General features: G+C 64.7%; 20 protein-coding genes. 10 read left to right on the top strand and 10 right to left on the bottom strand.

Going from position 1 to position 21,021, the window contains the following annotated elements; genetic code table 11:
• Positions 1-244: 244 nt before the first annotated feature.
• On the bottom strand, positions 245-661 hold the full coding sequence (locus tag NKI37_RS26360) for a winged helix-turn-helix transcriptional regulator (RefSeq protein WP_023712523.1): 417 nt from the start codon (positions 659-661) through the stop codon (positions 245-247).
• A 136-nt stretch (positions 662-797) separates the two neighbouring features.
• Here NKI37_RS26360 and NKI37_RS26355 point away from each other — a divergent pair, with 136 nt between their 5' ends.
• A complete protein-coding gene (locus NKI37_RS26355) occupies positions 798-1,385 on the top strand; it encodes a dihydrofolate reductase family protein (protein WP_023814849.1) in 588 nt (195 codons plus the stop codon).
• A gap of 95 nt (positions 1,386-1,480) precedes the next feature.
• Here NKI37_RS26355 and NKI37_RS26350 read toward each other — a convergent pair whose 3' ends face one another.
• Positions 1,481-1,909 carry a VOC family protein gene (locus tag NKI37_RS26350; RefSeq protein ID WP_156931523.1) on the bottom strand — a complete coding sequence of 143 codons (429 nt, stop codon included), beginning with the start codon at positions 1,907-1,909 and terminating at the stop codon, positions 1,481-1,483.
• 244 nt (positions 1,910-2,153) lie between these two features.
• On the opposite strand from NKI37_RS26350, the gene NKI37_RS26345 reads away from it, so the two are divergent.
• Entirely contained in the window at positions 2,154-3,362 is a 1,209-nt protein-coding gene (locus NKI37_RS26345) for an MFS transporter (RefSeq protein ID WP_352788667.1), read from the top strand.
• A 30-nt stretch (positions 3,363-3,392) separates the two neighbouring features.
• Here the strand turns inward: NKI37_RS26345 and NKI37_RS26340 are convergent, their stop codons facing one another.
• A complete protein-coding gene (locus NKI37_RS26340; protein ID WP_352794597.1) occupies positions 3,393-5,687 on the bottom strand; it encodes a cation:proton antiporter domain-containing protein in 2,295 nt (764 codons plus the stop codon).
• A 238-nt stretch (positions 5,688-5,925) separates the two neighbouring features.
• Between NKI37_RS26340 and NKI37_RS26335 the strand changes: the two genes are divergently transcribed.
• Positions 5,926-6,657 (top strand): DUF2270 domain-containing protein, encoded by a 732-nt coding sequence (locus NKI37_RS26335; protein ID WP_023733980.1) that lies wholly within the window; start codon positions 5,926-5,928, stop codon positions 6,655-6,657.
• 37 nt (positions 6,658-6,694) lie between these two features.
• On the opposite strand, the gene NKI37_RS26330 is transcribed toward NKI37_RS26335, so the two are convergent.
• Positions 6,695-7,039 carry a hypothetical protein gene (locus NKI37_RS26330; RefSeq protein ID WP_352546126.1) on the bottom strand — a complete coding sequence of 115 codons (345 nt, stop codon included), beginning with the start codon at positions 7,037-7,039 and terminating at the stop codon, positions 6,695-6,697.
• A gap of 284 nt (positions 7,040-7,323) precedes the next feature.
• Here NKI37_RS26330 and NKI37_RS26320 point away from each other — a divergent pair, with 284 nt between their 5' ends.
• A complete protein-coding gene (locus tag NKI37_RS26320) occupies positions 7,324-7,629 on the top strand; it encodes a hypothetical protein (protein WP_023689804.1) in 306 nt (101 codons plus the stop codon).
• 49 nt (positions 7,630-7,678) lie between these two features.
• On the opposite strand, the gene NKI37_RS26315 is transcribed toward NKI37_RS26320, so the two are convergent.
• Positions 7,679-8,326, bottom strand: a complete 648-nt coding sequence (locus NKI37_RS26315) for a Vgb family protein (RefSeq protein ID WP_027048787.1) — start codon at positions 8,324-8,326, stop codon at positions 7,679-7,681.
• 29 nt (positions 8,327-8,355) lie between these two features.
• The gene (locus NKI37_RS26310) at positions 8,356-9,576 is read right to left on the bottom strand and encodes a helix-turn-helix domain-containing protein (RefSeq protein ID WP_352788672.1); all 1,221 of its coding nucleotides are present in this window, start codon (positions 9,574-9,576) and stop codon (positions 8,356-8,358) included.
• A 389-nt stretch (positions 9,577-9,965) separates the two neighbouring features.
• On the opposite strand from NKI37_RS26310, the gene NKI37_RS26305 reads away from it, so the two are divergent.
• The 3 genes from NKI37_RS26305 (at position 9,966) to NKI37_RS26295 (ending at position 12,130) form a co-directional block, all read left to right on the top strand.
• Positions 9,966-10,718: a DUF899 domain-containing protein gene (locus tag NKI37_RS26305; RefSeq protein WP_023695474.1), complete on the top strand. Its 753-nt coding sequence runs from the start codon at positions 9,966-9,968 to the stop codon at positions 10,716-10,718.
• An 86-nt stretch (positions 10,719-10,804) separates the two neighbouring features.
• Positions 10,805-11,077 carry a hypothetical protein gene (locus NKI37_RS26300; protein WP_023672530.1) on the top strand — a complete coding sequence of 91 codons (273 nt, stop codon included), beginning with the start codon at positions 10,805-10,807 and terminating at the stop codon, positions 11,075-11,077.
• A 48-nt stretch (positions 11,078-11,125) separates the two neighbouring features.
• On the top strand, positions 11,126-12,130 hold the full coding sequence (locus tag NKI37_RS26295) for a zinc-dependent alcohol dehydrogenase family protein (RefSeq protein ID WP_023827258.1): 1,005 nt from the start codon (positions 11,126-11,128) through the stop codon (positions 12,128-12,130).
• Between the two features lie 18 nt (positions 12,131-12,148).
• On the opposite strand, the gene NKI37_RS26290 is transcribed toward NKI37_RS26295, so the two are convergent.
• The 3 genes from NKI37_RS26290 to NKI37_RS26280 all read right to left on the bottom strand — a co-directional run bounded on the left by NKI37_RS26290 (position 12,149) and on the right by NKI37_RS26280 (position 16,043).
• On the bottom strand, positions 12,149-14,011 hold the full coding sequence (locus NKI37_RS26290; protein WP_352788676.1) for an ATP-binding cassette domain-containing protein: 1,863 nt from the start codon (positions 14,009-14,011) through the stop codon (positions 12,149-12,151).
• Between the two features lie 71 nt (positions 14,012-14,082).
• Positions 14,083-15,228 (bottom strand): sugar ABC transporter substrate-binding protein, encoded by a 1,146-nt coding sequence (locus NKI37_RS26285; protein ID WP_032895848.1) that lies wholly within the window; start codon positions 15,226-15,228, stop codon positions 14,083-14,085.
• Between the two features lie 158 nt (positions 15,229-15,386).
• A complete protein-coding gene (locus tag NKI37_RS26280) occupies positions 15,387-16,043 on the bottom strand; it encodes an SGNH/GDSL hydrolase family protein (RefSeq protein ID WP_023695479.1) in 657 nt (218 codons plus the stop codon).
• A 166-nt stretch (positions 16,044-16,209) separates the two neighbouring features.
• On the opposite strand from NKI37_RS26280, the gene NKI37_RS26275 reads away from it, so the two are divergent.
• From NKI37_RS26275 to NKI37_RS26265, 3 genes are all read left to right on the top strand, one after another.
• On the top strand, positions 16,210-17,445 hold the full coding sequence (locus NKI37_RS26275; RefSeq protein ID WP_023751880.1) for an ROK family protein: 1,236 nt from the start codon (positions 16,210-16,212) through the stop codon (positions 17,443-17,445).
• A 242-nt stretch (positions 17,446-17,687) separates the two neighbouring features.
• Positions 17,688-20,237 carry a caspase family protein gene (locus NKI37_RS26270; RefSeq protein ID WP_023751879.1) on the top strand — a complete coding sequence of 850 codons (2,550 nt, stop codon included), beginning with the start codon at positions 17,688-17,690 and terminating at the stop codon, positions 20,235-20,237.
• A gap of 14 nt (positions 20,238-20,251) precedes the next feature.
• Positions 20,252-20,557, top strand: coding sequence for a hypothetical protein (locus NKI37_RS26265; protein ID WP_023727043.1), 306 nt, complete (start codon positions 20,252-20,254; stop codon positions 20,555-20,557).
• A gap of 24 nt (positions 20,558-20,581) precedes the next feature.
• Here the strand turns inward: NKI37_RS26265 and NKI37_RS26260 are convergent, their stop codons facing one another.
• Complete coding sequence (locus tag NKI37_RS26260) at positions 20,582-20,944, bottom strand: hypothetical protein (protein ID WP_023733969.1); 363 nt, start codon at positions 20,942-20,944, stop codon at positions 20,582-20,584.
• Between the last annotated feature and the right edge of the window lie 77 nt (positions 20,945-21,021).

The following is a 21,021-nucleotide window of genomic DNA, read 5'->3' as shown; positions in this document are numbered from 1 at the left end:
GGCTGCCTGTCGCCGGCCGCACCGCGGTCGAAGAGCTCTACGTGCATGGCGGCATGGGCTCAATCGGCATGCATGCCGCCCCGCCACCGCGCGCTGGCTGGCAGAGGCCGTGGTTTTGGGCGACGGCAATCCGAAGCAGACATGGCTCCGGCGACAGCGATTTGCGGGATGGGAAGGGTGAGGCTGCGCGACGTCGTGTCGATCTAGCCCGCCATCGGCCCGAAGGGAGGGATGGCCTTGCTCGCTAGCCGATATGCTCGGCGCGCAGCTTCTTCTTTATCTGCTCCATGCCCGCCTCGCCGCCCGCGGCCAGTTCGTCGGCGATCCTTGCCAGCTCGTCATCGGCGTTGCGGTACTTGCTGCCCCAGGCGCCGAGCGTCGCCAGCACCGGCAACAGGTCGATGCCCGCCTCCGTCAGCTTGTAGATCGCCTTGAGCTTGTGCGTGGGGTCGTCGCTTCTGGTGACGATGCCCTCATCCTGCAAGGTCTGCAGCCGCTCGGCCAGCGTGCGCGACGAGATGCCTTCGCCTGATAGCAGGAACTCCCGGAAGTGCCTTTTTTCCGCGAAAATCATGTCGCGGATGATCAGCAGCGTCCAGCGGTCACCGAGCAATTCGAGCGATAGGCTGATGGGACAGCCGGATCTTTCCCTGGTCGACATTTAAATGCTTCCATTTTTAAATCACTTTACTATTGACATCATTTTTCACTCATGTCAATGGTTCCGAAAGTAAAGCAATAACCAACGCCGCCTGACCTGGCGCTGGTGACACCAGAGCTCAATCAGGAGAACGACGATGAGAAAACTGATCCTGCAGATGCAGATATCGGTCGACGGTTTTGTCGGCGCGGCCGGCGATGAGCACTGGCAGCTCTGGGAATGGGGCGCCAACTGCCCGTGGGACGACGACTTGAAGCAGGATTTCAACGCGGTGTTCGCCGGCATCGACACCATTCTGCTCAGCCGCAAGATGGCCGAAGAAGGCTATCTAACCCATTGGGGCAATGCGGCAAAAAACTATCCGCGCGATCCCTTCTACGCCTTTGCGCAGCGCATCGTCGAGGCGCGCAAGGTGGTGCTGAGCGACAAGCTCGCGGCATCGCGGTGGGAGCGCACGACGCTTGCCAGCGGCGACCTGCCGCGCGAGGTCAAGGCGCTGAAAGCTGAAGGTGAAGGCGACATGGCGGTGTTCGGCGGCGCCGGCTTTGCCTCGGCGCTGATTGCAGCGGGACTGGTCGATGAGTTCCAGCTGTTCATCAATCCGGCCGCGCTGGGCGACGGCCAGCGGATTTTCGACCGTGGCGGCTTCCGGAAATTGCGCCTGCTCGGCTCTAAAGCCTATGCCTGCGGAATGGTGGTGAACCGCTACGCGCCGCCAATGTGAAGCAGTTCAGCGATTGGATCCGTGGACCGCTTCAACTCTTTGTTTTTACGAGAACTCCGGACGGATCACCGCAACCCGCTCCTCGTGAACCTGCGCTAGAAATTGATCTCGACCGAAGCGGCACTTCGCTTTGCCGGCCCGTGAAACACCGCCTCGATGTTGTTGCCGTCGGGGTCGAGCAGGAAGGCGGCGTAATAGCCGGGGTGGTAGGGCCGCTCACCCGGCGCGCCATTGTCGGCCCCGCCGGCATCGAGGCCGGCCCTGTAGAAGGCATCGACCATGGCGTTATCCCTGGCCTGGAAGGCCAGATGATGGCGCCCGGTCAGTTGTCCCCTCGCCGCCCGGCTGTCGAGGCTTGAGATGAACAGTTCGTCGGCCCAGAAATAGTCCTCGGCCTCGCCGCCGATCGGAATGCCGAGCACCTTGAAGACGGCTTCATAGAAGCGCCGGCTCGCCTTGAGGTCCCTGACCACCAGCTGGACGTGGTCGATGAGGCGGCCGCGATGCAGTTCCATGAGCGATATCTCCCGTCGCGAGACCACAAAGCTAGCGCCGCGGAGCGGCTCGTCAATTCGGCAGTCTATTTGTCGGCGCGCTTGGCAGCCTTACACCTGCTTTTGTCATATCCGGATGGACTTCCACGCAGACCGGATAAAAAATGCAACCGGATTGTCGGATTCGAAATCGCGCCAACGTCCTCCGGACGCAAGCGGCGCAACGGAGCTGGAGCGAGTGGCGCCGCATCGAAACCGATCTCGGGAGAAGAGCATGAACAATTCCTACCGTTGGGTGATCGTCGCGTGCGGCGCGCTGATGACCTGTGTGGCGCTCGGCGCGATGTTTTCGCTGGCGATCTTTCTCGAGCCGATGGCGCTCGACACCAACTGGTCGCGAACCGGCATTTCCAGCGCCATGACGCTGAATTTCTTGGTGATGGGCGCAGGCGGTTTCGCCTGGGGCGCCATCTATGACCGTGTCGGCGCCCGCCCGGTGGTTTTTGCCGGCGCGGTGCTGCTCGGCCTGTCGCTGGTGGTGGCGAGCCGAGCCCAATCGCTGCTGGTCTTCCAGCTGAGCTATGGCGTCATCGTCGGGATGGCGGCCAGCGCCTTCTTCGCGCCGATGATCGCGCTGACCACCGCCTGGTTCGAGACCCATCGCAGCCTGGCCGTGTCGCTGGTCTCGGCCGGCATGGGCGTGGCGCCGATGACCATTTCGCCCTTCGCGCGCTGGCTGATCACGGCATATGACTGGCGTACCGCCATGTTCGACATCGGGATCATGGCCTGGGTGCTGTTGCTGCCGGCCGTCTTCCTGGTGCGCCAGCCGTCGGCGGCGGTCGCGGCAGCGGATGGCAGCGCGCCCGCGCCTGCCGCGGCCCCCGGCATGTCAGTCGGCCAGGCGCTGCGCTCGCCGCAATTCCTGGTGCTGGGCATGACCTTCTTCGCCTGTTGCGCGGCGCATTCGGGGCCGATCTTCCACATGGTGAGCTATGCCATGTCGTGCGGCGTGGCGCCGATGGCAGCCGTGTCGATCTACAGCGTCGAGGGCCTTGCCGGCCTTGGCGGGCGCGTGCTCTACGGCGTGCTCGGCGACAGGTTGGGCGCCAAGCCGGTGCTGATCGTGGGCCTCGCCATCCAGGCGGTGGTGATCGCCGCCTATCTCGCCGTCGGCAATCTCGAGCAGTTCTATCTCCTGGCGATCATCTTCGGCGCCACATATGGCGGCGTCATGCCGCTCTATGCGGTTCTGGCGCGCGACTATTTCGGGCCACGCATCATCGGCACGATACTTGGCGCCGCGACCCTGTTGTCCAGCCTCGGCATGTCGTTCGGCCCGCTCGCCGGCGGCATGATCTTCGACGCCTATGCCAGCTATTCCTGCCTGTTCATCGGCTCGGCGCTGATCGGCCTCGGTGCTGCCGGCATCGCCATCGCCTTCCCGCCGCAGCCCGGCCGAGAGAGGCTGCAGGCGGCATGAGCGAAATTTCCCCTCGAGGGGAAATACTCATCACCCTGTCCCCGTTCCCGAGCGCAGCTCTTCCCTGCCCTCGTCGTCGCGGCTGAGCCTGGCGTCCGAGATCAGCACCACCGGGCATTGGCAGCGCTGCAGCACGCCGGTGGTCGTCTCGCCGAAGAAGAGTTCCTCGCCAGGGCGCCGCGCCACGCCCATGACGATCAGCGCCGCCCCCCTGCCGGCCTGGCGGGCAATGGCATCGGCGGCGGCGGCCCGGCTGCGGATGGCCGTCTCGATCTCGACGCCATAGCGGTCGGCTAGTGCGACGGTATCCTTCAGCACCGCCTCCCTGCGGCGATGCGAGACAGTGTCGCGCGGTTCGTCGTGGCCGACGCGCGCGACATAAATTATCTTGACCCGCGCACCCGTGACCGCTGCAATCGCCAGCGCCATTTCGGCACCCCGGCGGGCGATCGCGGTGCCGTTGACCGGAACCAGAATCTTCCCGCCTTCAGGTCCTAGCCTTGGCATCTGGCGGCCGGCGCCGGTCGCCTTCAGCACCAGGCATAGCGGGCCCTCGAAGGCGCCGGCGATCTCGTTGATGCGGCGGGCAAACCCACCTTTCGACGTGACCGCGCGGCCGAGCCCGATCAGCAGCAGCCCATAGCCTTTGCGCGCCTCCTTGGCAACCGTTTCGGGCGAAAGCTCGGCCTCGTGGCGCCGCGTGACAGGCGCCGCGCGGGCCAGCTCCTCGTCCGAACTCCTGGCAGCCTCGCGGCTGTCCTCGGCACCCTTTTCGATCGGCTCGAGCTTCGCATCCGTGCCGGGCTCGGCCTCCTCCCCCTCGCCTCGGGCATGCAGCACCGTCGTCGGCCTGCCGGCGCCCACGACTCCTGCGAGGTAAGCGGCAAAGCGGCCGACAACGCCCTCATCGGTCACCACCAGCAGTCGTTCCAGATTGGCGATGAAGCCGCGTTGGTCGATCTCCTCGCGCTCCAGACGCTTCTTCTCGTTCTCGCCCATCGGCAAGCGGCCGAGTGCCCAACGCAAGGTCGGCGGCATGGCGAGCGTGGTGATGACGGCCATGGTCACGATCATGGTGAAAAGATTGTGCGACAGAACGCCGATCGACAGGCCAATAGAGGCGACGATGACTTCGGTCGAGCCGCGCGCGTTCATGCCGCAACCGACGGCGATGCCTTCCTTGCGGCTCATGCCGGCAAGCTCGGCGCCGATGAAGGCGCCGGCGAATTTGCCGAAGCTGGCGATCAGCACCAAAGCGGCCGTGAGTAGCGCAAGCTCGTGGTCGACAAGCACGGTGAGATCCGCCGAAAGGCCGGCGACGCCGAAGAAAACCGGCATGAACAGCGCCATGATGACGCCGCGCAATTGCCCTTCGATATGACGCGACAGGATCGGCGATTCCCCAACCAGTATGCCGGCGACGAAGGCGCCGAGCACGGTGTGGACGCCGATCAGATCGGTGATCAGCGCCATTGCGCCCATGATGGCGAGAATGACGGTGACGACGGCGTATTCGCTGCGGAACGTATCGTTGGTCCAGCGGATGGCGTCGAACACGATGCGGCGGCCGAGCGTGAAGGAAAACGCCATGAAGGTGGCGACGCCGACGATGGTGAAGGCAAGGCTGCCGAGCTCGATGCGCCCCTTGGTTGCGATGCCGATGGTGATGGCGATGATCACCCAGCCGATCGTATCCTCGATGATTGCCGAGGAGACGATGATCTGGCCGAGGTCGCGGCGCATGAAGTTCATCTCCCGCACCACCATTGCGACGATCTTGACCGAAGAGATCGACAGCGCCGTGCCGAGGAAAAGCCCGGCGACGATGCGCTCGCTGCCATCGGCCAGCAGCGAAGCAGGCATGACCTGCGCGGCGGTGAAGCCCAGCGCGAAGGGTATCGCCACGCCGGCGGCGGAGATGGAAAAGCACGCACGGCCGACCCTGCGCACCAGCCGCAGATCCGTCTCCATCCCGGTGAGCAACAGAAGCATCAACACGCCGAGCTGGGCGATGGCGCTGATCATGCTCTTTTGGGTGGCGTCGCTTGAAAAGATCACGCGTTCTGCTTCCGGCCATAGCCAGCCGAGCAGCGATGGGCCGAGCAGGATGCCGCCGATGAGCTGACCCATCACCGCCGGCTGGCCGAGACGCTCCAGCAACTCGCCGATGCCGCGACCGACGAGAAGCAGAAGGAGGATTTCGAGAACGAAAATGCCCTCGCTGGACATGCCGGTCTTTTCGGCTGCCAACGATGCGGCCGGCATGAATGCGAAAGCTGCCGCGGCAAGCGCGACCGACCGGCGCCGGTTGACCACGAAAGACATGCACCCCCTCATTGTGCCCGGTATAACGTTTGCGGGCGAGATCAGTTGCACGCCACACTCCCATGGCGCGCCGCAGGTTCCTCATTACCTGAATCGCTTAACGGGCCTATCTGACTGCGGATAAGCGGCCGAGACCCGGGCCGGCGACGGAACATTTTCAACCAATTGCGCGTTGCGCAGATGGGGATGACCGGCGTCGTTTCGGCCGGCCATGGCGTTGGGAGGCGCGTGGCAAGGGATGTCCCAGGTCAAGACCGTGAAAACCGACGAAGCGGCTGCAGCGCCGCGGGCCTCTGATGCGTTCGCGCTGAAGCTCACCTCATCGGAATTCGTGGCCACCATGTCGCATTTCCACCGCGCCGAAATCGCCCGCATGGCCGGCTGGCGCGACCGGCTGGACCGTACCAGCAACTGGGCGATTACTGTCGTCGCCGCCATGCTCTCAGTCTCACTCTCGACGCCCAGCGCCCATCACGGGGTGCTGCTCTTTGCCATGCTGCTGACCACGCTGCTGCTATGGATCGAGGCGCGGCGCTATCGTTTCTTCGACGTCTACCGGGCCAGGGTGCGCCAGTTCGAGCGCTATTATTTCGCGCAGATCTTCTCGCCGCAGCCCGACTACGCCTCCAACTGGCTGGCCATCGTCGGCGAAGGCCTGCGTTCGCCGCGCTTCCTGATCTCGCAACGCGCGGCGTTGGTGCGCCGGCTGCGCCGCAACTACATTTTCATGTACACGATCCTGATGCTGGCGTGGGTGCTGAAGATCACGACGCCCAGTCTGCAGCGCGAAGGGTCGCCGATAGGCTTGGGCGCGTCATTTCTCGACGCCGCGCGCGTGGCGCAGCTCGGCCCGGTTCCAGGCATCTATGTCGTGTGCATGGTCGGGCTGTTCTATGTCGGCCTACTCGCAGCCGCTTTCCTCATCTCAAGCGCCGAGGGCGAGCTTTCGCATGGCACCGTGCATGTCTGAGAGCGGCCTCGAAAAGCGCAATCTGCCGCGGTGATCTTCAACAGACATTGTCGACCATCAGAGCGGTCGCTTCCGACCGGCTTGCGGCTTCCTCAACCGGAAGCCGTGCGCGATGGCGCTTGTAGGCGGTGAGCGCGATGACCAGCACGCAGCATACGGCGTTCAGCCAGTTGATCGCCGCCAGAGCGGGATCGTTCAGATTGATGTGGGCGTAGAGTCCCGTCGTGGCGTTGGCGCCTGTCCACAACAGCCAGGTCGCGCAGGAAATCGCCGACGCCCCGTGCCTGTCCCGGGCCACCCGCACGATCTGCGGCAGGTAGGACACCACGCGCAAGCCATTGAAAATAGTGAAGAGATAAAAAGACAGATCTGCAAGTGTCATCCGAAACCCCTGTCATGGCCGGACGTCCCATAGCGTTCCTTGCAGTGGCGGCATGTGAGCCCGTTCACATGCCGGCTTCGATTTTCCTGTTGCGGCCCGGCACCCGGATTCTTTCGCCATGTGGGCGTTCGCCGTGAGCCAGCCCGACGAGGTCGACATGAACCAGATCCTGTTTCGGCCGACGGCGCGGGAGTACTAAACAGATCTCGTGCTTGGGCAAAGTTCGGGTTGACCGCTGCCAAGAGCGCGGCGACTATCCCTGCAACGTGCAGGAGGACATGAGAATGGACGAACCCGATCGCTGGCGGCACATGGCGAGCGCGCCCAAGGACGGCAGCCGCATCCTGGTCACGGTCAGGCCATCGGAACAGGGGCCGGCCGAGGTCGACCTCGCTTACTGGTCGCGCGCCGACCAGTTCGGCACGGAGGGCTGGCGCTCTTCCGATTCGTCGCCAGGACGGGTGATCGAATACCCCGAACCGGAGTTGAAATGCTGGATGCCGCTGCCGACGGCCAATCTGAGCCGGGCTTCAATGCCAAGTCCGTGGCAAGGCGAAGACGTCCCGCTGCTCGACGGCTCCGGGATATGATCTCGGCGGGACGTTTCGCACCATAAGGCGAACGCCGCCGGCCGCGGCCTTATACGCTGCCGGCCGATCTGGGCCGGCGCACCGATCGCACCATGCCGCCGGGGCCGCTGCCGCAAAAGAAGCGGTCGCCGCCGTCGGATTCGAGCCCGGAAACGCCCACCCCCGCCGGCATGTCGAGCCGTTCCAGCACCTTGCCAGTTTGCGGATCGACGCGCCGGACATCGCTCTGGTCGCCTTCCCAGGTGCCGTGCCAGAGCTCGCCATCGACCCAGGTCACTCCGGTGACGAAGCGGTTTGAGTCGATGGTCCGCAGGATTTTCCCGGTCTCGGGATCGATCTGGTGGATCTTGCGCTCCCGGTTCTGCCCCACCCAGAGCGTGCCCTCGGCCCAGGTCATGCCGGAATCGCGGCCGCCGCCGGGCGCCGGGATGGTGGAGAGCACCTTGCCCGTATCCGGGTCGATCTTCTGGATGCGGTCCCCGGCGAGCTGAAACAGATGCCGGCCGTCATAGGCGGTGCCGGCATGGGCGGCGACATCGATCGAGCGCAGCGTCTCACCGCTTGCCGAATCGAAGGCGGTCAGCCGCTCGCCCGCGGCAAACCAGACATTCTGTCCGTCGAAGCTCACGCCATGCACGGTGTCGACATCAGGAAAGGGCCCGTATTCACGCAGGATTTCCGCTGCTGAATGTTTCATGTCCTGGTCCTCGATCATGGTCACCTTTCCTAGCCGTTCGGCAGCGGCGACGGGAGTAACAAGGTGGTCGTGAAACCAGCGACCGGCGGCGTCATCCAGCGCCGCGCCCGGCCGTGGCCGAAGGACTGCACCTTGCCGGTCTCGGCCAACTGCTCGAGCGCCCGCTGTACGCTGCGCTGTCCGGCGCCTAGCGCCAGCGCCAACGCCGAGCTGGCCCAGGATTCACCATCGGCCAGGAAGGCCAGCACCGCGGCGTGCCGCTCCTCGATCGGCCGCGCCAGAACCGCCACGGAGCCTGCTTCGCGCGGCTTCAGCGCAAAGCCCTGGCTGGTCGCGCCGATGCCGGCCAGTGGGCGCAATTCGGCGCGCAGGCGGCCGATCTCGACCCGCAGCCTGGCGCGATGCGATTCATCGGCATGCCGGCCGCCAAAGGCGTGGGCAATCAGCGTCGCCCTCGGCACATCCGTCGGCCAGGCTTCGGCAAGCGCGCGCGCCAGCGCAAACAGCACCGGCCGCGTTGCCAGCGAGATCGTTGTTTCCTGCTTGTGCACGATATAGCGGAACGTATCGACGACCAGCGCCGGCGACGCCTGCAGCGCCTCGACCTCTTCGAGCAACAGCGGATGCTCCTCGCCGCCTGCGATCAGCCGCGCCGCCGGCGTCTCCAGCGCCAGGAGGGCGCTGTCGACCTCCGCCATGAGACCCGGAATGCCGGCCCGGCGGGCGGCATGGCGCGCCCACTCAAGGGCTGCGCGCGCGGCCTTCGTCTTCAGGCGCCGCATGGCGATGCCGGCAACCGCGAGTTCATGCGCGGCGCGTGAGGCCGGCGGAAGCGGCGACGGATCGAGCCCAGCCAGCACGTCTTCAGCTTCGTCGAGGCGGCCGATCAGCAGCAGGCGGCGTACTTTGAGATGCCCGGCATGCGCCGCGTTCAGCCGGTCGCCATGCTTTTCCAATGTCGACCGCGCCGCGTCGAGCGCCTTGGACGGCCAGCCGAGATCACGCGAAACAAGCGCGATCTCGGCTTCGGCGACAACGCACCTGGCGCGCGCCACCGCCTCCTTTGGACCGAAGGCACGGCCGGCCCTACGCAACAGTACTTTGGCGCGATGGAAATCGCCGAGCTGCGCCATGGCAATGCCGCGCAACGCCAGCGCCGGGGCATCCTCGCGCAAGGCGACGCGGTCGAGTGCCGCCAGCGGGTTGCCCGCCGCCAGCGCCAGCCCTGCCGCGGTGATCAGCGAGTCCATGCAAATCCCGTCACATTTGTAACTCCCACCGCTCCCCTTACCGGCCCTAACTTAAGTCACCACCGCCAAGCAGCAAGCTGCGGACGGCGACCTAGCCATCTGGACTGGTTGAAGACGCCCAGGCCTGCGTTGACGGCAATATTCGCATTCGCTAGCCTGAGCATCTCAGACAGTCGCGTTAAGCTTCTCAATAAGGAAAAACCGACCATGCCTGCTTCCGAGGACCTCGAGCCCACCGTGCGGCCTCGCCACCCCTGCTGCGGTGGCCCGCCTGCAAATGCCGTCACATTTGTAACTCCGCCCTCGCCGCCTCGCGGCCCTAGCCTGCCTCACGATCAACAGGCAACGACAAGCCACAACGGCTCAACAACTGGCAAAGGAAACAAGCAATGACCAAGCACGTGGCAATGAAGACCCCACCGGTCGTTTCAAGGCAAGAATGGGAAGCCGAGCGCGAAAAGATGCTGGTGAAGGAAAAGGCAACGATGCGCGCCAGGGACGCGCTGTCGGCCGAGCGCCGGCGCATGCCATGGATGGAAGTAGACAAGGCCTATGTGTTTGAAGGTCCCAACGGCAAAGCGAGCCTGCTCGATTTGTTCGAGGGCCGGCGCCAGTTGATCGTCTACCGCGCCTTCTACGAACCCGGCGTCCACGGCTGGCCCGAACATGCCTGCCGCGGCTGTTCGCTCGGCGCCGACCAGGTCGGCCATCTCGCCCATCTCAACGCCCGCAACACCACGCTTGCCTATGCCTCCCGCGCGCCGCAGGCTGACATTGCCAGCTTGAAGCAGCGGATGGGTTGGGAGATGCCCTGGTACACAATCACCGACAGTTTCGACAAGGATTTCGGCGTCGACGAATGGCACGGCCACAACGTGTTCATCCAGGACGGCAAGAAAGTGTATCGCACCTACTTCATCAACAACCGCGGCGACGAGCAGATGGGCACGGTCTGGAGCTACCTCGACGCAACGCCGCTCGGCCGCCAGGAAATCTGGGAGGATTCGCCCGAAGGCTATCCGCAGACCGAGCTCTACAGCTGGTGGAACTGGCACGACAATTACGACGCCGCACCCGACAAGACGTGGGAGGAAGTGTCGGCGGCCGGCGAAGCCGCGTTCCGCAACAAGGACGGCAAGTAAGGACCTGGAGCGGCGCCCATCCAGCTTGGTTTCCTGTCCCTCACGGGACAGGAAACCCGGGCATTGATCATCAAGGGATTACGACCATGAGCGATATCGGCACAGGCACCGACAGTGAGGTCCCTAAACGCTCCGATGCAGTTTCTCTCCGCACCGCCGACTGGCTGTGCCTCGCCGCGGCCCCTGTTTTCGCCGTGATGGCGCTGCTTACCTGCATTCACGCTGGCGACGGCGTCATGTCGTGCCTGGGGGCCGATGCCTCCCCGCTCACCGGCATGCCGCTGATGTATCTCTTGATGAGCGCCGTCCATCTGGCGCCATGGCTGCGCGTGATTTCCGGCCGGCCGGTCCGGCGATAGGCTGGACCGCCGCCGCCATGCTAACGCTCTTTACGTCGGAGAGAGACTATGAAGCTGGTCAGGCTGAGAGCGCCGGGCGGGTTGGACAAGCTCGACCTGGTCGAGGAGGATCAGCCCCGGCCTGGGCCGGGAGAAATGCTGGTCAGGATTCGCGCCTGCGCGCTGAACATGCGCGACGATTTCGCCGTACAAGGCAAGGTGCCGCTCGCCGAAGGCCGCGTGCCGCTGTCGGATGGCGCCGGCGAGGTGATCGCGATCGGTGACGGCGTCGACACGTTCAAGCCGGGCGACAGCGTCGTCAGTGTTTTCTACCCCTGGTGGCTGGCCGGCGACATGAGATCCGATACAAGCCGCGACATTCCCGGAGACAGTTTCGACGGCTTCGCCAGCGAGTATGTGTGCATGCCGGCGCAGGCCTTCACCAAGGCGCCGGCGGGCTATACGCATCTCGAGGCGGCAACGCTGACCTGCACGGGCGTCACCGCCTGGCGCGGCCTGGTGACATGCGGCAAGGTAAAGCCCGGCGACACGGTGCTGATCCTTGGCACCGGCAGCGTGTCATTGTTTGCGCTGCAATTTGCCAAGGCCGCCGGCGCAAGGGTCATCGCCACGTCGTCCGATGAAGAGAAGCTGGAGAAGCTCAGACGACTCGGGGCCGACAGCGTCATCAACTACAAGGCGGTGCCGGAGTGGGGCGGCAGGGCCAGGGAACTGACGGACGGACGCGGCGTCGATCATGTGATCGAGGTCGGCGGACCGGCGACGCTGGCGCAGTCGATAACGGCCTGCCGGACAGGCGGGCATATCGCACTCATCGGCGTCCTGACCGGCTTTGCAGCAGAAGTTTCGATCCCGGCGCTGTTTTCGAACCAGATCCGCATCAGCGGAATTTCCATCGGCAGCAAAGCCGACCAGCAGGACATGATCCGTGCCATAGAGGTCAACCGCCTGAAGCCCGTCATCGACAGCAGCTTTCCACTGCAGGATATCGCCGCCGCCTTCAGGCATTACGAAGCGCAAAGGCATTTCGGCAAGATCTGCCTCGAGCTTTAGACCCTGCGATCGGCATTCCTACCCAGCGGCCGGCGCCAGCGTCCCGCTTGCCATCAGGCCCCACAGCTGATCGGCCGTCAGCTGTCTGGCCGAGCCGTCGTAAGCCACCCGGCCGAGGCTGAGCACCACGATCCTGTCGGCCAGCCCCCTGACCGTCGACAGGTCGTGCGTGACCAGGATGACGCCGGTGCCGCTGACGGCGATCGAACGGATCAGCTTGACGACCTGCGCGGTCTGCTTGACGCCGAGCGCGGCGGTGGGCTCGTCGAGGCAGATCAGCTTGACGTGATCGGCAAGCGCGCGGGCAATTGCGATGGACTGCCGCTGGCCGCCCGACAGCGAGCGCACCAGAACGTTTTCGTCGCGAAGCGTGACGCCCAGCGCGGCAAGCCGGGCACGACACTGCTCGGCGGCCTTTCGGTCGTCGCGAACCGGGAAGACACCGAGCCAACGCCGCGTTTCCTCACGCCCGAGGATCATATTGTGGGCGACGCTGAGGTTCGGGCAGAGCGCCAAATCCTGATAGACGGTCTCCAGGCCGGCGCCGCGTGCATCCTGCGGGCTCCTGAAGGAAATCGGCTGGCCCTCGAGGGTCATCGCGCCGGCATCGGGCCGGATGGCGCCCGAAATAATCTTCACCAGCGTCGACTTGCCGGCGCCATTGTCGCCGAGCAGACAGACGATCTCGCCTTTGCCGACCGTGAAACTCGCCTCTTCCAATGCCGTCAGCGCGCCGTAGGATTTGCGGGCGCCGGCAATCGAGAATGCCGGACCTTGCGGGGCTTCTGCATTGCCCGCCGTCACGGCAGGGCCGGCCGAGGCGACGGCACCATTGTCCGCCACCGTGAAGTTGGTCGCGGCGGCCCGAGCGCGCCGGCCGCGAAAACCGATCGCAGCCTGGTCGGCCACCAACGCCAGCAACAGCATGCTTCCCACCGAAATGGATTGCCACCATGATTGCAGGCCGACGAAGATCAATCCTGCATTTAGGATGCCGATGGTGGCAACACCGATGGCGATGCCGAGCGGCCTGCCGGAGCCGCCGGAAAACGCAACGCCGCCGAGAATTGCAGCGGTGAGCACGTCGAGCTCGAAGCGAACGCCGATGGTCGGCGTGATGCTGCCGAGACGACCGGCGATCAGAACCGAGACCAGGCCGATCAGCAAGCCATTGGCGGCGTAGAGGCCAACCACCGTGCGCCCCACCGGAATGCCGCAGAGTTCGGCTGCGCGCGGGTCGCCGCCTATGGCGTAGAGCCTCAAGCCGGTGACCGTGCTGGTCAAGACAAAGGCTCCGATGACAAAGACAGATGCGGCGATGATCACGGTGTACTGGATGCCGAAGATCTTGCCCCGCCCCAATTCGAGCAGAGCCTCGGGAAAACCATAGACCGCGGTGCTGGAGACGACGAAGGCAAGGCCGCCATAGAGCGCCAGCATCGCCAGCGTGACGATCAACGGCGAGATGCTCAGCCTGCGCACCAGCAGACCGTTGAGCAGACCGAGCAAAAGGCCCAGACCCAGGCCGACGCAGATTGCCAGCGGCGCGCTCTGCGTCGCCACCGCAACCTTGGCAGTGATGATGCCGATCAAGGCGACCATGCTGCCGATGGAGAGGTCGACATAGCCGGCGATCAGCAGCGCGGAGGTGCCGAGCACGGCGATCAGGATCGAGGTCGAGTTGACGCCAATGACGACGAAATTGTCGAGGCTGAAGAAGGATTTGTTCAACAGCGAGAAGGCGATGATCAAGCCCAGCGCGACCAGCGCCAGCCCGATGCGGCCAGACGCTTCGCCCGGCGCCTTGACGCCCGGCAGCAAGGATGAAAACCGGCCCGTTTGCAGCGGTGTCGTCCCCGTTCGAAGGCTGTCTGTGCTCATGCTAGCCTCTGACTGAAGCGGGCGGTTTCAGGTCAGGCTGACCCGCCCGTATCGCGCGGGAAAAACAGGCGCTACTTTGCCTCGGATGACCAGGGGAAATTCACATACTGGTCGCGCGTGTCGTAGCAGATGTTGCCGTACATCCTGAGATAGATGTCGCGGCGCTTCGGGTCCTTGTAGACCGCGGCCGGGTCGGCGACATCGGCCTCGTACTGGGCCATGTAGTCGCTGGTCAGCGCCACGGGCAGGATATCCATCGCCTGCGGGATGCTCTTGCCCTCCAGCCAGTCGGCGGCATGCTGGCCCATGGCATAAGCGAAGACCGGCGACGCCAGGCTGATGCTTGCCTTGTAGGGACCGCCGCCTTTCTTGATCGCGGCGACTGCCTCCGGTTCGCCGTCGATGCCGCCAAGGAACTGGTCCGGCCGCGCCTTGCCCGCCGCTTCCAGGGCAGCCAGCGCGCCGAGCACGACCGTGTCGGCGCCGAGCACGACATCGACGTCGGGATGGGCCTGGAGAATGGTGCTCATCGTGGCAAAGCCGCCTTCCTTGTTGACGGGATTGGGCGAGATGTCGGCGACGATGGTGACGCCTGGCATAGCCTTGAAGATGTCGCGCATGGCGGCAAAGCGCGGCGCCAGGAATTCCATGCTGTCATGCGACAGGATGACGACATTGGCCTTGCCGCCGAGCTTGTCCTTTATGTAGGCCGCGGCCGCTTCGGCCAGCACCTTGCCGGTCTCGTATTGCGGCGCGTTGAGCAGCGACGTCGCCGGCGGCGGCACGATGGTGCCGACATAGGCGCCCGACCAGATAAGCTCCTGCAGGCTGCGGCTCATCGAGGCCGGGTCCACGGGGGCTGCGACCAGACCGCCGATCTTGGAGGCGAGAAACAATTGCACCTGCTCGACCCCCTTGGCGGCGTCATTGTTGGCAAGCGCGCGGCGATATTCCAGGCCGCGATCCTTGGCGGCGGCGGCCAGGCCGCGGTCGACGCCCTGCATGAATTCACGCTCGTTGTCCTGCGCGAAGGCCAGCACCTTGCTCAGGCCGGGCGGTGGGCTGCAGGCCGGCGCCTTCGGATCGAACGGCGCAAATACCGCCGGCTTGGTGAGCCCGGCCGGGCCGTCCTGCGCGCTTGCCAGAATGGTACCGCCCGCGAGCACACCGGCAACGCCGAGCAGCGTCGCCAGCATCATGTTCCTGTCAGATCGCATTTTACTTCCTCCCTGTCGTTGATTGTTGCCGCGCATCGCAAGCCTCGCGGTCGCTACTCTTCCCAGTCTCCCCAGATACCCACCTTCCCGCTCGCAAGTCAAAACTTTTTCCAGTGGAATTAATTAATCAGAGATAGTCGGGTGACTCGCCCACGCGATCACGCCTTGGCGATCAGCGACTGGACGACTTTGGCCAATTCCGTGCCGAGCACGCGATGCGCGTCGCTGTCGAGGTGAATGCCGTCTACCGCGCTCGACTCGACGACATCGCCGGCGTTGAAGAACGCGGCGCCGGCGCGCCGGGCCGCATCGCGGAACAGGCCGGCAAAGTGCATCGACTTTGCGGCGCCGCCCAGGAACATCTGGCCGAACCAGTCGACCTCCAGCATCGGCGGCGGCGCTACTATCAGGACCGCGGGCGCCACGCCCGCGGGGCCAGCTTCGCTGCGCAGGACAATTCTGGCCAAGATCTCAATGGAATCAGCGACGTCATTCGGCGTTACCGAGAACCTATGCTTGAGATCGTTGGTGCCGAGCATCAGGATGACGAGGTCGAGCGGCATATGCGTTTCCAGGCACACCGGGAGCGATTTGAGCCCGTTCTTGTGGAGACCTTCGATCGGATCGTCGTGCACGGTGGTGCGCCCGCCCTGCCCTTCTTCGATCACATCCCATCCGTTGCCGAGCTGGCGGCGCATGATGCCCGGCCAGCGGCGGTCGGGCGTGAAGCGGTGCCGTCCGACGCGGGCCAGGGTGGGAATGGCGCCATAGGTATTGGAATCGCCAAAGCACATGATGGTCCGGGTCTGCGTCACGGCATTGCTCCTCCAGGCTTGCATACTTTGAACGACAGCAGGCCGGCTGGCGTCAACTACATTTTTCCATCGGGTGGATTTAAGTGTTGCCTTGCCAGGCCCGCATTGCTACGTCAGCGCTTTGATCGGCTCGCCTTGCGGCCAAACTCCTTGCGCAGGGGAAAGCGTGACCGGCACCAGCTTCTTCAGTCTCGAAAAGATCGCCGAGGGGCGCAGCGGCGGAACCACGCAGGCCGAGAGCCGCATTTACAACGAACGCCTGATCGTCTCGCTGATCCGCCGGCACGGCCAGCTGGCCAAGACCGATTTGACGCGGCTGACCGGGCTGGCCGCGCAAACCATCACCACCATCGTCAACCGCGCCGCCGACAACAAGCTGCTGCTGCGCCTGGAGCCTTTGCGCGGACGGCTGGGGCAACCCTCGGTTCCCTATGCGTTGAACCCGAAAGCCGCGTACGCCTTCGGCCTCAAGGTCGACCATCGCAGCGCCGATGTCGCCCTGGTCAATTTCGTCGGCAACGTGATGGCGTTCGAACGCACGCTGTTCGACTATCCGACGCCCGTCGAGGTGATGAAATTCGCCAAGGGCGCCATCGCGCGCATGTGCCGCAAGCACAGATCGATAGAAAAAGACCGCATCGCGGGTCTTGGCATCGCCTCGCCATTCCATCAGTGGAACCTAAGCGAAGAGGGCGCGGTGCCGGCGGGCAGGCTGGATGCCTGGAAGGAAATCGACATTCGCGCCGAACTGGACCGGGCGTTCGACTGGCCGGTGTTCCTCTACAACGACGCCACGGTGTCGGCCGCGGCCGAACTGATGTTTGGCGCCGGCGGATCGCGCGCCGACTTTCTCTATGCCTATGTCGGGCACTTCATCGGCGGCGGCCTGGTGCTCGATCATCACTTGTTCCCCGGCCGCAACAAGCTGGCCGGGGCGCTGGGCGACATGCCGGTGCCCGCGCCGGGGCGCAAGGGCGACGGGATGACCCCGTTGCTGCGCGTCGCTTCGCTGCATTCGCTGGCCGGCAAGCTCAACGACCAGGACAATGGGGACGAGGGCGCCGGCCGCATCTGGTCGTCGCCCGACGACTGGGGCGACCTTGGAGAGCCGCTCACCGCGTGGATCGATGAGGTTTCGGACGGGCTTGCCTATGCCGCCCGCAGTGCCGTTGCCTTGCTCGACATCGACAATGTGGTGATCGACGGCGCCATACCGAATGGCGTGCGCAAGGAGATCGCCAAGGCCATGCGCAGAAAGCTGGCACGGATCCTTGTCGATCGCCCCGAGCCGTTCTCCGTCATCGAGGGGACGTTTGGCCATCTCGGCCCCGTTATCGGCGGCGCCAGCATTCCGTTGCTGGTGAAATATTCGAACGACAAGGAACTGCTCTTCAAGGAATAGGCGCGCAGCCGCCGGCACCAGGCATTCCCCAAACAGCGAACTGTGAGACTTGTCACATACCTGCTCGTGAAGCGCGTGCTACTTGCACCCTGCGGTCGGTCGACGCCGAAAGAAATCGCCTGCCATGGTCTGGCGGTGACGGGCCTTTCACTTTATGCTGTGGCAGGTTGCATACTCTCAACGGACCTTGATGCCGCAAGCGGTGTTCTCGTCGGCGTCAGGCCGCGACCAGGAGTTTTGTCATGCTCCGACTTTGCGGATTCATCGCGGCCTTCATCCTTGCCGGCTTCACAAGCTTCGAGGCCTGCGCCGATCGAAGGGTCGCGCTCGTCATCGGCAATTCCGATTATCGCGACATCCCGGCGCTGAAGAACCCGGCCAAGGATGCCCAGGACGTATCGGCCACGTTCCGGCTGGCCGGCTTCGAGGTTTTCGTCGCCGAGAACCTCACCAAGCAGCAGTTCGAAGGCCAGTTCCGGGACTATCTGGCCGCCGCCGACGGCGCCGATCTCGCCGTCGTCTACTATTCCGGGCACGGCTTTCAGATCGGCGGCGAGAATTTCCTGATACCCGTCGACGCCTCGTTGAAGAAGGCGGCCGACATCGAGGTCCAGGCCATCAAGCTCAACGACGTGCTGGAGCAGCTGCGCTCGAAGTCGAAGATCCAGGTGATCATCCTCGATGCCTGCCGCAACAACCCCTTCCCGCGCAACAATTACTGGCTGCGCGACCAGCTTGTCACCGCCGGCAATACCGGGCTGGCGCAGGTGCGAAGCTCGCTCAACACGCTGATTGCCTTCGCCACCGAACCAGGCGCGGTCGCCTATGACGGCAGCGGCGACCTCAGCCCGTTTTCATCGGCCTTTTCGCGGCGCGCGCTGGCGCCGAACCAGGAGATCCGCACGGTCATGTCGGCGGTGCGCCGCGATGTCGTGCAGGCCACCAACGGCATGCAGGTGCCCTGGGAAAATTCCTCGCTGATCGATGACGTGGTGCTGGTGCGCCGCAACAACCGGCCTTCGCTGCCGCCAGTGCTGGAGAAGGTAGTGCTCTCGGGGGTCGGTCCTGTCGCTCTCGGCCTGCCGGAGCCGGTCGATGTCGATGGCGGCGCTATCAGCGTCAGCATCGAACGTCCGCCGGCAATGGGCCGTCTGGTGCTGGACGGCAAAGACGTCGCGGTGGGCGAACCGATCGCCGGCAAGGACCTGCCGCGCCTGCAAATGGATGTCCCCAAAGGCGCCGCCACGCAGGACGAGGTGGATATGCTGGCCTATGCCACGCATGACAATTGGGGCGGCGGGAGCCAGGGCATACTCGTGTTCCGCGTCAAGAGCGGCGAAGGTGCGGCGGGTCAGCAGATCATGGCTTCGCTCGAGGCCGAGCAGAAGCAGCAGGTGCTGGATCGCGGCATCCACATCACCGGCGCTGCCGAAGCGATCGAGAACCGCGAGCTTGATATTCCCGTCGGCGTCGGCCCGGTCGCGCTCAATCTGGATTTCCCCACCGACGATCCGGCGGTCAGCCTGAAGGTCACGGGGTATCCGGCAACGGGAACGCTGTCATTGCCTGATCGAACCTTGTCGCCGCAATCCAGCCTTCTGGCCGGTGAAGTCGACCATCTCCGTTACGAGCCGCAGATCGGCGCCGGCGCGCCGGTCGAGGTCGGCTTCGAAATCCGGGCCGACAGCAGCTCGGCTAAGCCCGCGACAATGAAGCTGTCGCCGACGGTCGATGCCTGCGATACCGCCGCCGGCGAGCCTCTCGACCTGCAAGGGGTGGTGCCCGGCCTGCTGCCGAACGAGATCGGCGCCGGTGCGGTGGCAGCCTGCGAGGCGGCCGTGAAAACCTATCCAGACGTCGCCCGCTTCCACTACGAGCTCGGCCGCGCCCTGCTTGCGGCAGGCCAGGTTAGAGAGGCCAGGACAGCCATCGAGGACGCCGCCAAGAAAGGCCATGTGCGCGCCGTCTTCGAACTCGGCTATCTCAACGCAACCGGAACCGGAACGACCATAGACCGCACCCAGGCCAACGCTCTCTACAAGGCTGCCGCCGACAAGGGTGATCCTTACGGTATGACCTCGTGGGGACGCGCGCTGTTCAATGGCTATGGCGTCAACCGCGATACGGCCAAGGGCCTCGACCTGCTGCTCAAGGCGGCGGCCATGGGGCACACCTATGCCATGAACGATCTTGCCGCCATCTTCACCGAGGGCCGCAATGGCGTGCCTGCCGATCCGGCCCGCGCCGTCGCCTTCCTGCAAGCGGGGGTGCAGCGCCAAGACATGTATTCGATGAACCTGCTCGGCCGCAATTACCTCGCCGGCCAGGGCATCGACAAGGATCCGAAGACGGCGCAGGCCCTGTTCCAGCAGGCCACCGATCTTGGCCAGCCCTACGCGCCCGGCAGCCTCGCCCGCATGTACAGGGATGGCGCCGGTGTGCGCCAGGACCCGGCGGAAGCGCAAAGGCTGTTCGAACTGGCGACCACGCGCGGCGATCCGTCGAGCGCCTATGATCGCGCGGCGCTTGAAATGGCGAAAGGCGACAAGGCCGATCAGGCTGTCGCGGTGCGCTTCCTGGCATTCGCCGTCGCGCTCGATCTGCGCAAGGAGCTGCCGGACGCCAAAAAGGGCCTGGCGCAGTTCGGCACCAAGCCGAAAACGGCAGCTTTGGACGCCCTGCGTCGAGAGCTCAAGTCGAAGATTCCCGCGTCCGGTTCGCTGGACACGCAACTGGTCAATGCGGCCCGGGGGGTCTGGGAAGAAGCCAATCCGCGTCGGGATTTGTTCTGAACAATAAGGAGGCCATGGTGGGCAAGGCATTCAAGCAGACATTCGGGCAGGCATTCATCGGGATAATTCTATCCGGCGTTCTGGCCGGGCTCATGGGCTGCACCTCGGTGTCGCCGATGTTTGAGCCGGCATCGCCGGTGAAACATCGCAAGGTGGTTCGCGCAGCACCCCAGCCAAAGGTGGTCAGATTCAAGAAGGCGGCCACCGGCAAAGTGATCAAGCCGGCCGAGGAGATCCCGCAAAAGCCGCCCGTCATTCCCGCTCTCGGCGGTAGCGGCGGAGGCGGTGGGGCTGGCGGCGGCGGCGGCGGTTGGGGATGAGATCGTCGACCAAGGGCGCTGCACTCAGCGGCCCCAAAGGGTCTTGCTAAGATCCGCATGAGCCTTGGACAACGTCAAGCCGAAATCGTCCATCCCTGTCGCCGCATCGGTTGGCCAGCGGACAATTCGGCGCAGCGCTGCACGGAAAAGGCAGCGGACGAACGCTGCCAGTGCAGAGGCCACGACCGCCGCCGGATCGAGTCTGCGAGCCGCCAATGCCCGATGGGCCTGTTGTGTTTCGAGATAGCGGGCCAGCGCAACATCGTGACGCGATGGTGCGCCAAGCTCCTGCCGGTCGCGCCCGGGGTCGTCATGCCAGATGGGCCACTCGGTCGGGCTAGGGTGATGCACGGTATCCTCCTGCGAAAAGAGATCCAGTGCGAACAATCTCCTCAAGCGCCGTGAGCAACGCGTGGGAACCTGCGTGATGGAATCGTGAAAAGCGCCTCGGCGGCGGAATAAGT

Source organism: Mesorhizobium sp. M0626, from assembly GCF_040320665.1.
Classification (GTDB): Bacteria; Pseudomonadota; Alphaproteobacteria; order Rhizobiales; family Rhizobiaceae; genus Mesorhizobium.
Note: the sequence above shows the minus strand (reverse complement) of the source record. Positions and strands in the feature narration are given on the sequence as shown.

Bases quoted from the DNA above. Each gene is read 5' to 3' on its own strand.
- NKI37_RS26310 (WP_352788672.1), bottom strand. From the start codon at position 9,576: ATGGACTCGCTGATCACCGCGGCAGGGCTGGCGCTGGCGGCGGGCAAC.
- NKI37_RS26355 (WP_023814849.1), top strand. From the start codon at position 798: ATGAGAAAACTGATCCTGCAGATGCAGATATCGGTCGACGGTTTTGTC.
- NKI37_RS26340 (WP_352794597.1), bottom strand. From the start codon at position 5,687: ATGTCTTTCGTGGTCAACCGGCGCCGGTCGGTCGCGCTTGCCGCGGCA.
- NKI37_RS26265 (WP_023727043.1), top strand. From the start codon at position 20,252: ATGGTGGGCAAGGCATTCAAGCAGACATTCGGGCAGGCATTCATCGGG.
- NKI37_RS26335 (WP_023733980.1), top strand. From the start codon at position 5,926: ATGTCCCAGGTCAAGACCGTGAAAACCGACGAAGCGGCTGCAGCGCCG.
- NKI37_RS26285 (WP_032895848.1), bottom strand. From the start codon at position 15,228: ATGCGATCTGACAGGAACATGATGCTGGCGACGCTGCTCGGCGTTGCC.
- NKI37_RS26330 (WP_352546126.1), bottom strand. From the start codon at position 7,039: ATGACACTTGCAGATCTGTCTTTTTATCTCTTCACTATTTTCAATGGC.
- NKI37_RS26345 (WP_352788667.1), top strand. From the start codon at position 2,154: ATGAACAATTCCTACCGTTGGGTGATCGTCGCGTGCGGCGCGCTGATG.
- NKI37_RS26295 (WP_023827258.1), top strand. From the start codon at position 11,126: ATGAAGCTGGTCAGGCTGAGAGCGCCGGGCGGGTTGGACAAGCTCGAC.
- NKI37_RS26315 (WP_027048787.1), bottom strand. From the start codon at position 8,326: ATGAAACATTCAGCAGCGGAAATCCTGCGTGAATACGGGCCCTTTCCT.
- NKI37_RS26320 (WP_023689804.1), top strand. From the start codon at position 7,324: ATGGACGAACCCGATCGCTGGCGGCACATGGCGAGCGCGCCCAAGGAC.
- NKI37_RS26290 (WP_352788676.1), bottom strand. From the start codon at position 14,011: ATGAGCACAGACAGCCTTCGAACGGGGACGACACCGCTGCAAACGGGC.
- NKI37_RS26270 (WP_023751879.1), top strand. From the start codon at position 17,688: ATGCTCCGACTTTGCGGATTCATCGCGGCCTTCATCCTTGCCGGCTTC.
- NKI37_RS26300 (WP_023672530.1), top strand. From the start codon at position 10,805: ATGAGCGATATCGGCACAGGCACCGACAGTGAGGTCCCTAAACGCTCC.
- NKI37_RS26360 (WP_023712523.1), bottom strand. From the start codon at position 661: ATGTCGACCAGGGAAAGATCCGGCTGTCCCATCAGCCTATCGCTCGAA.
- NKI37_RS26305 (WP_023695474.1), top strand. From the start codon at position 9,966: ATGACCAAGCACGTGGCAATGAAGACCCCACCGGTCGTTTCAAGGCAA.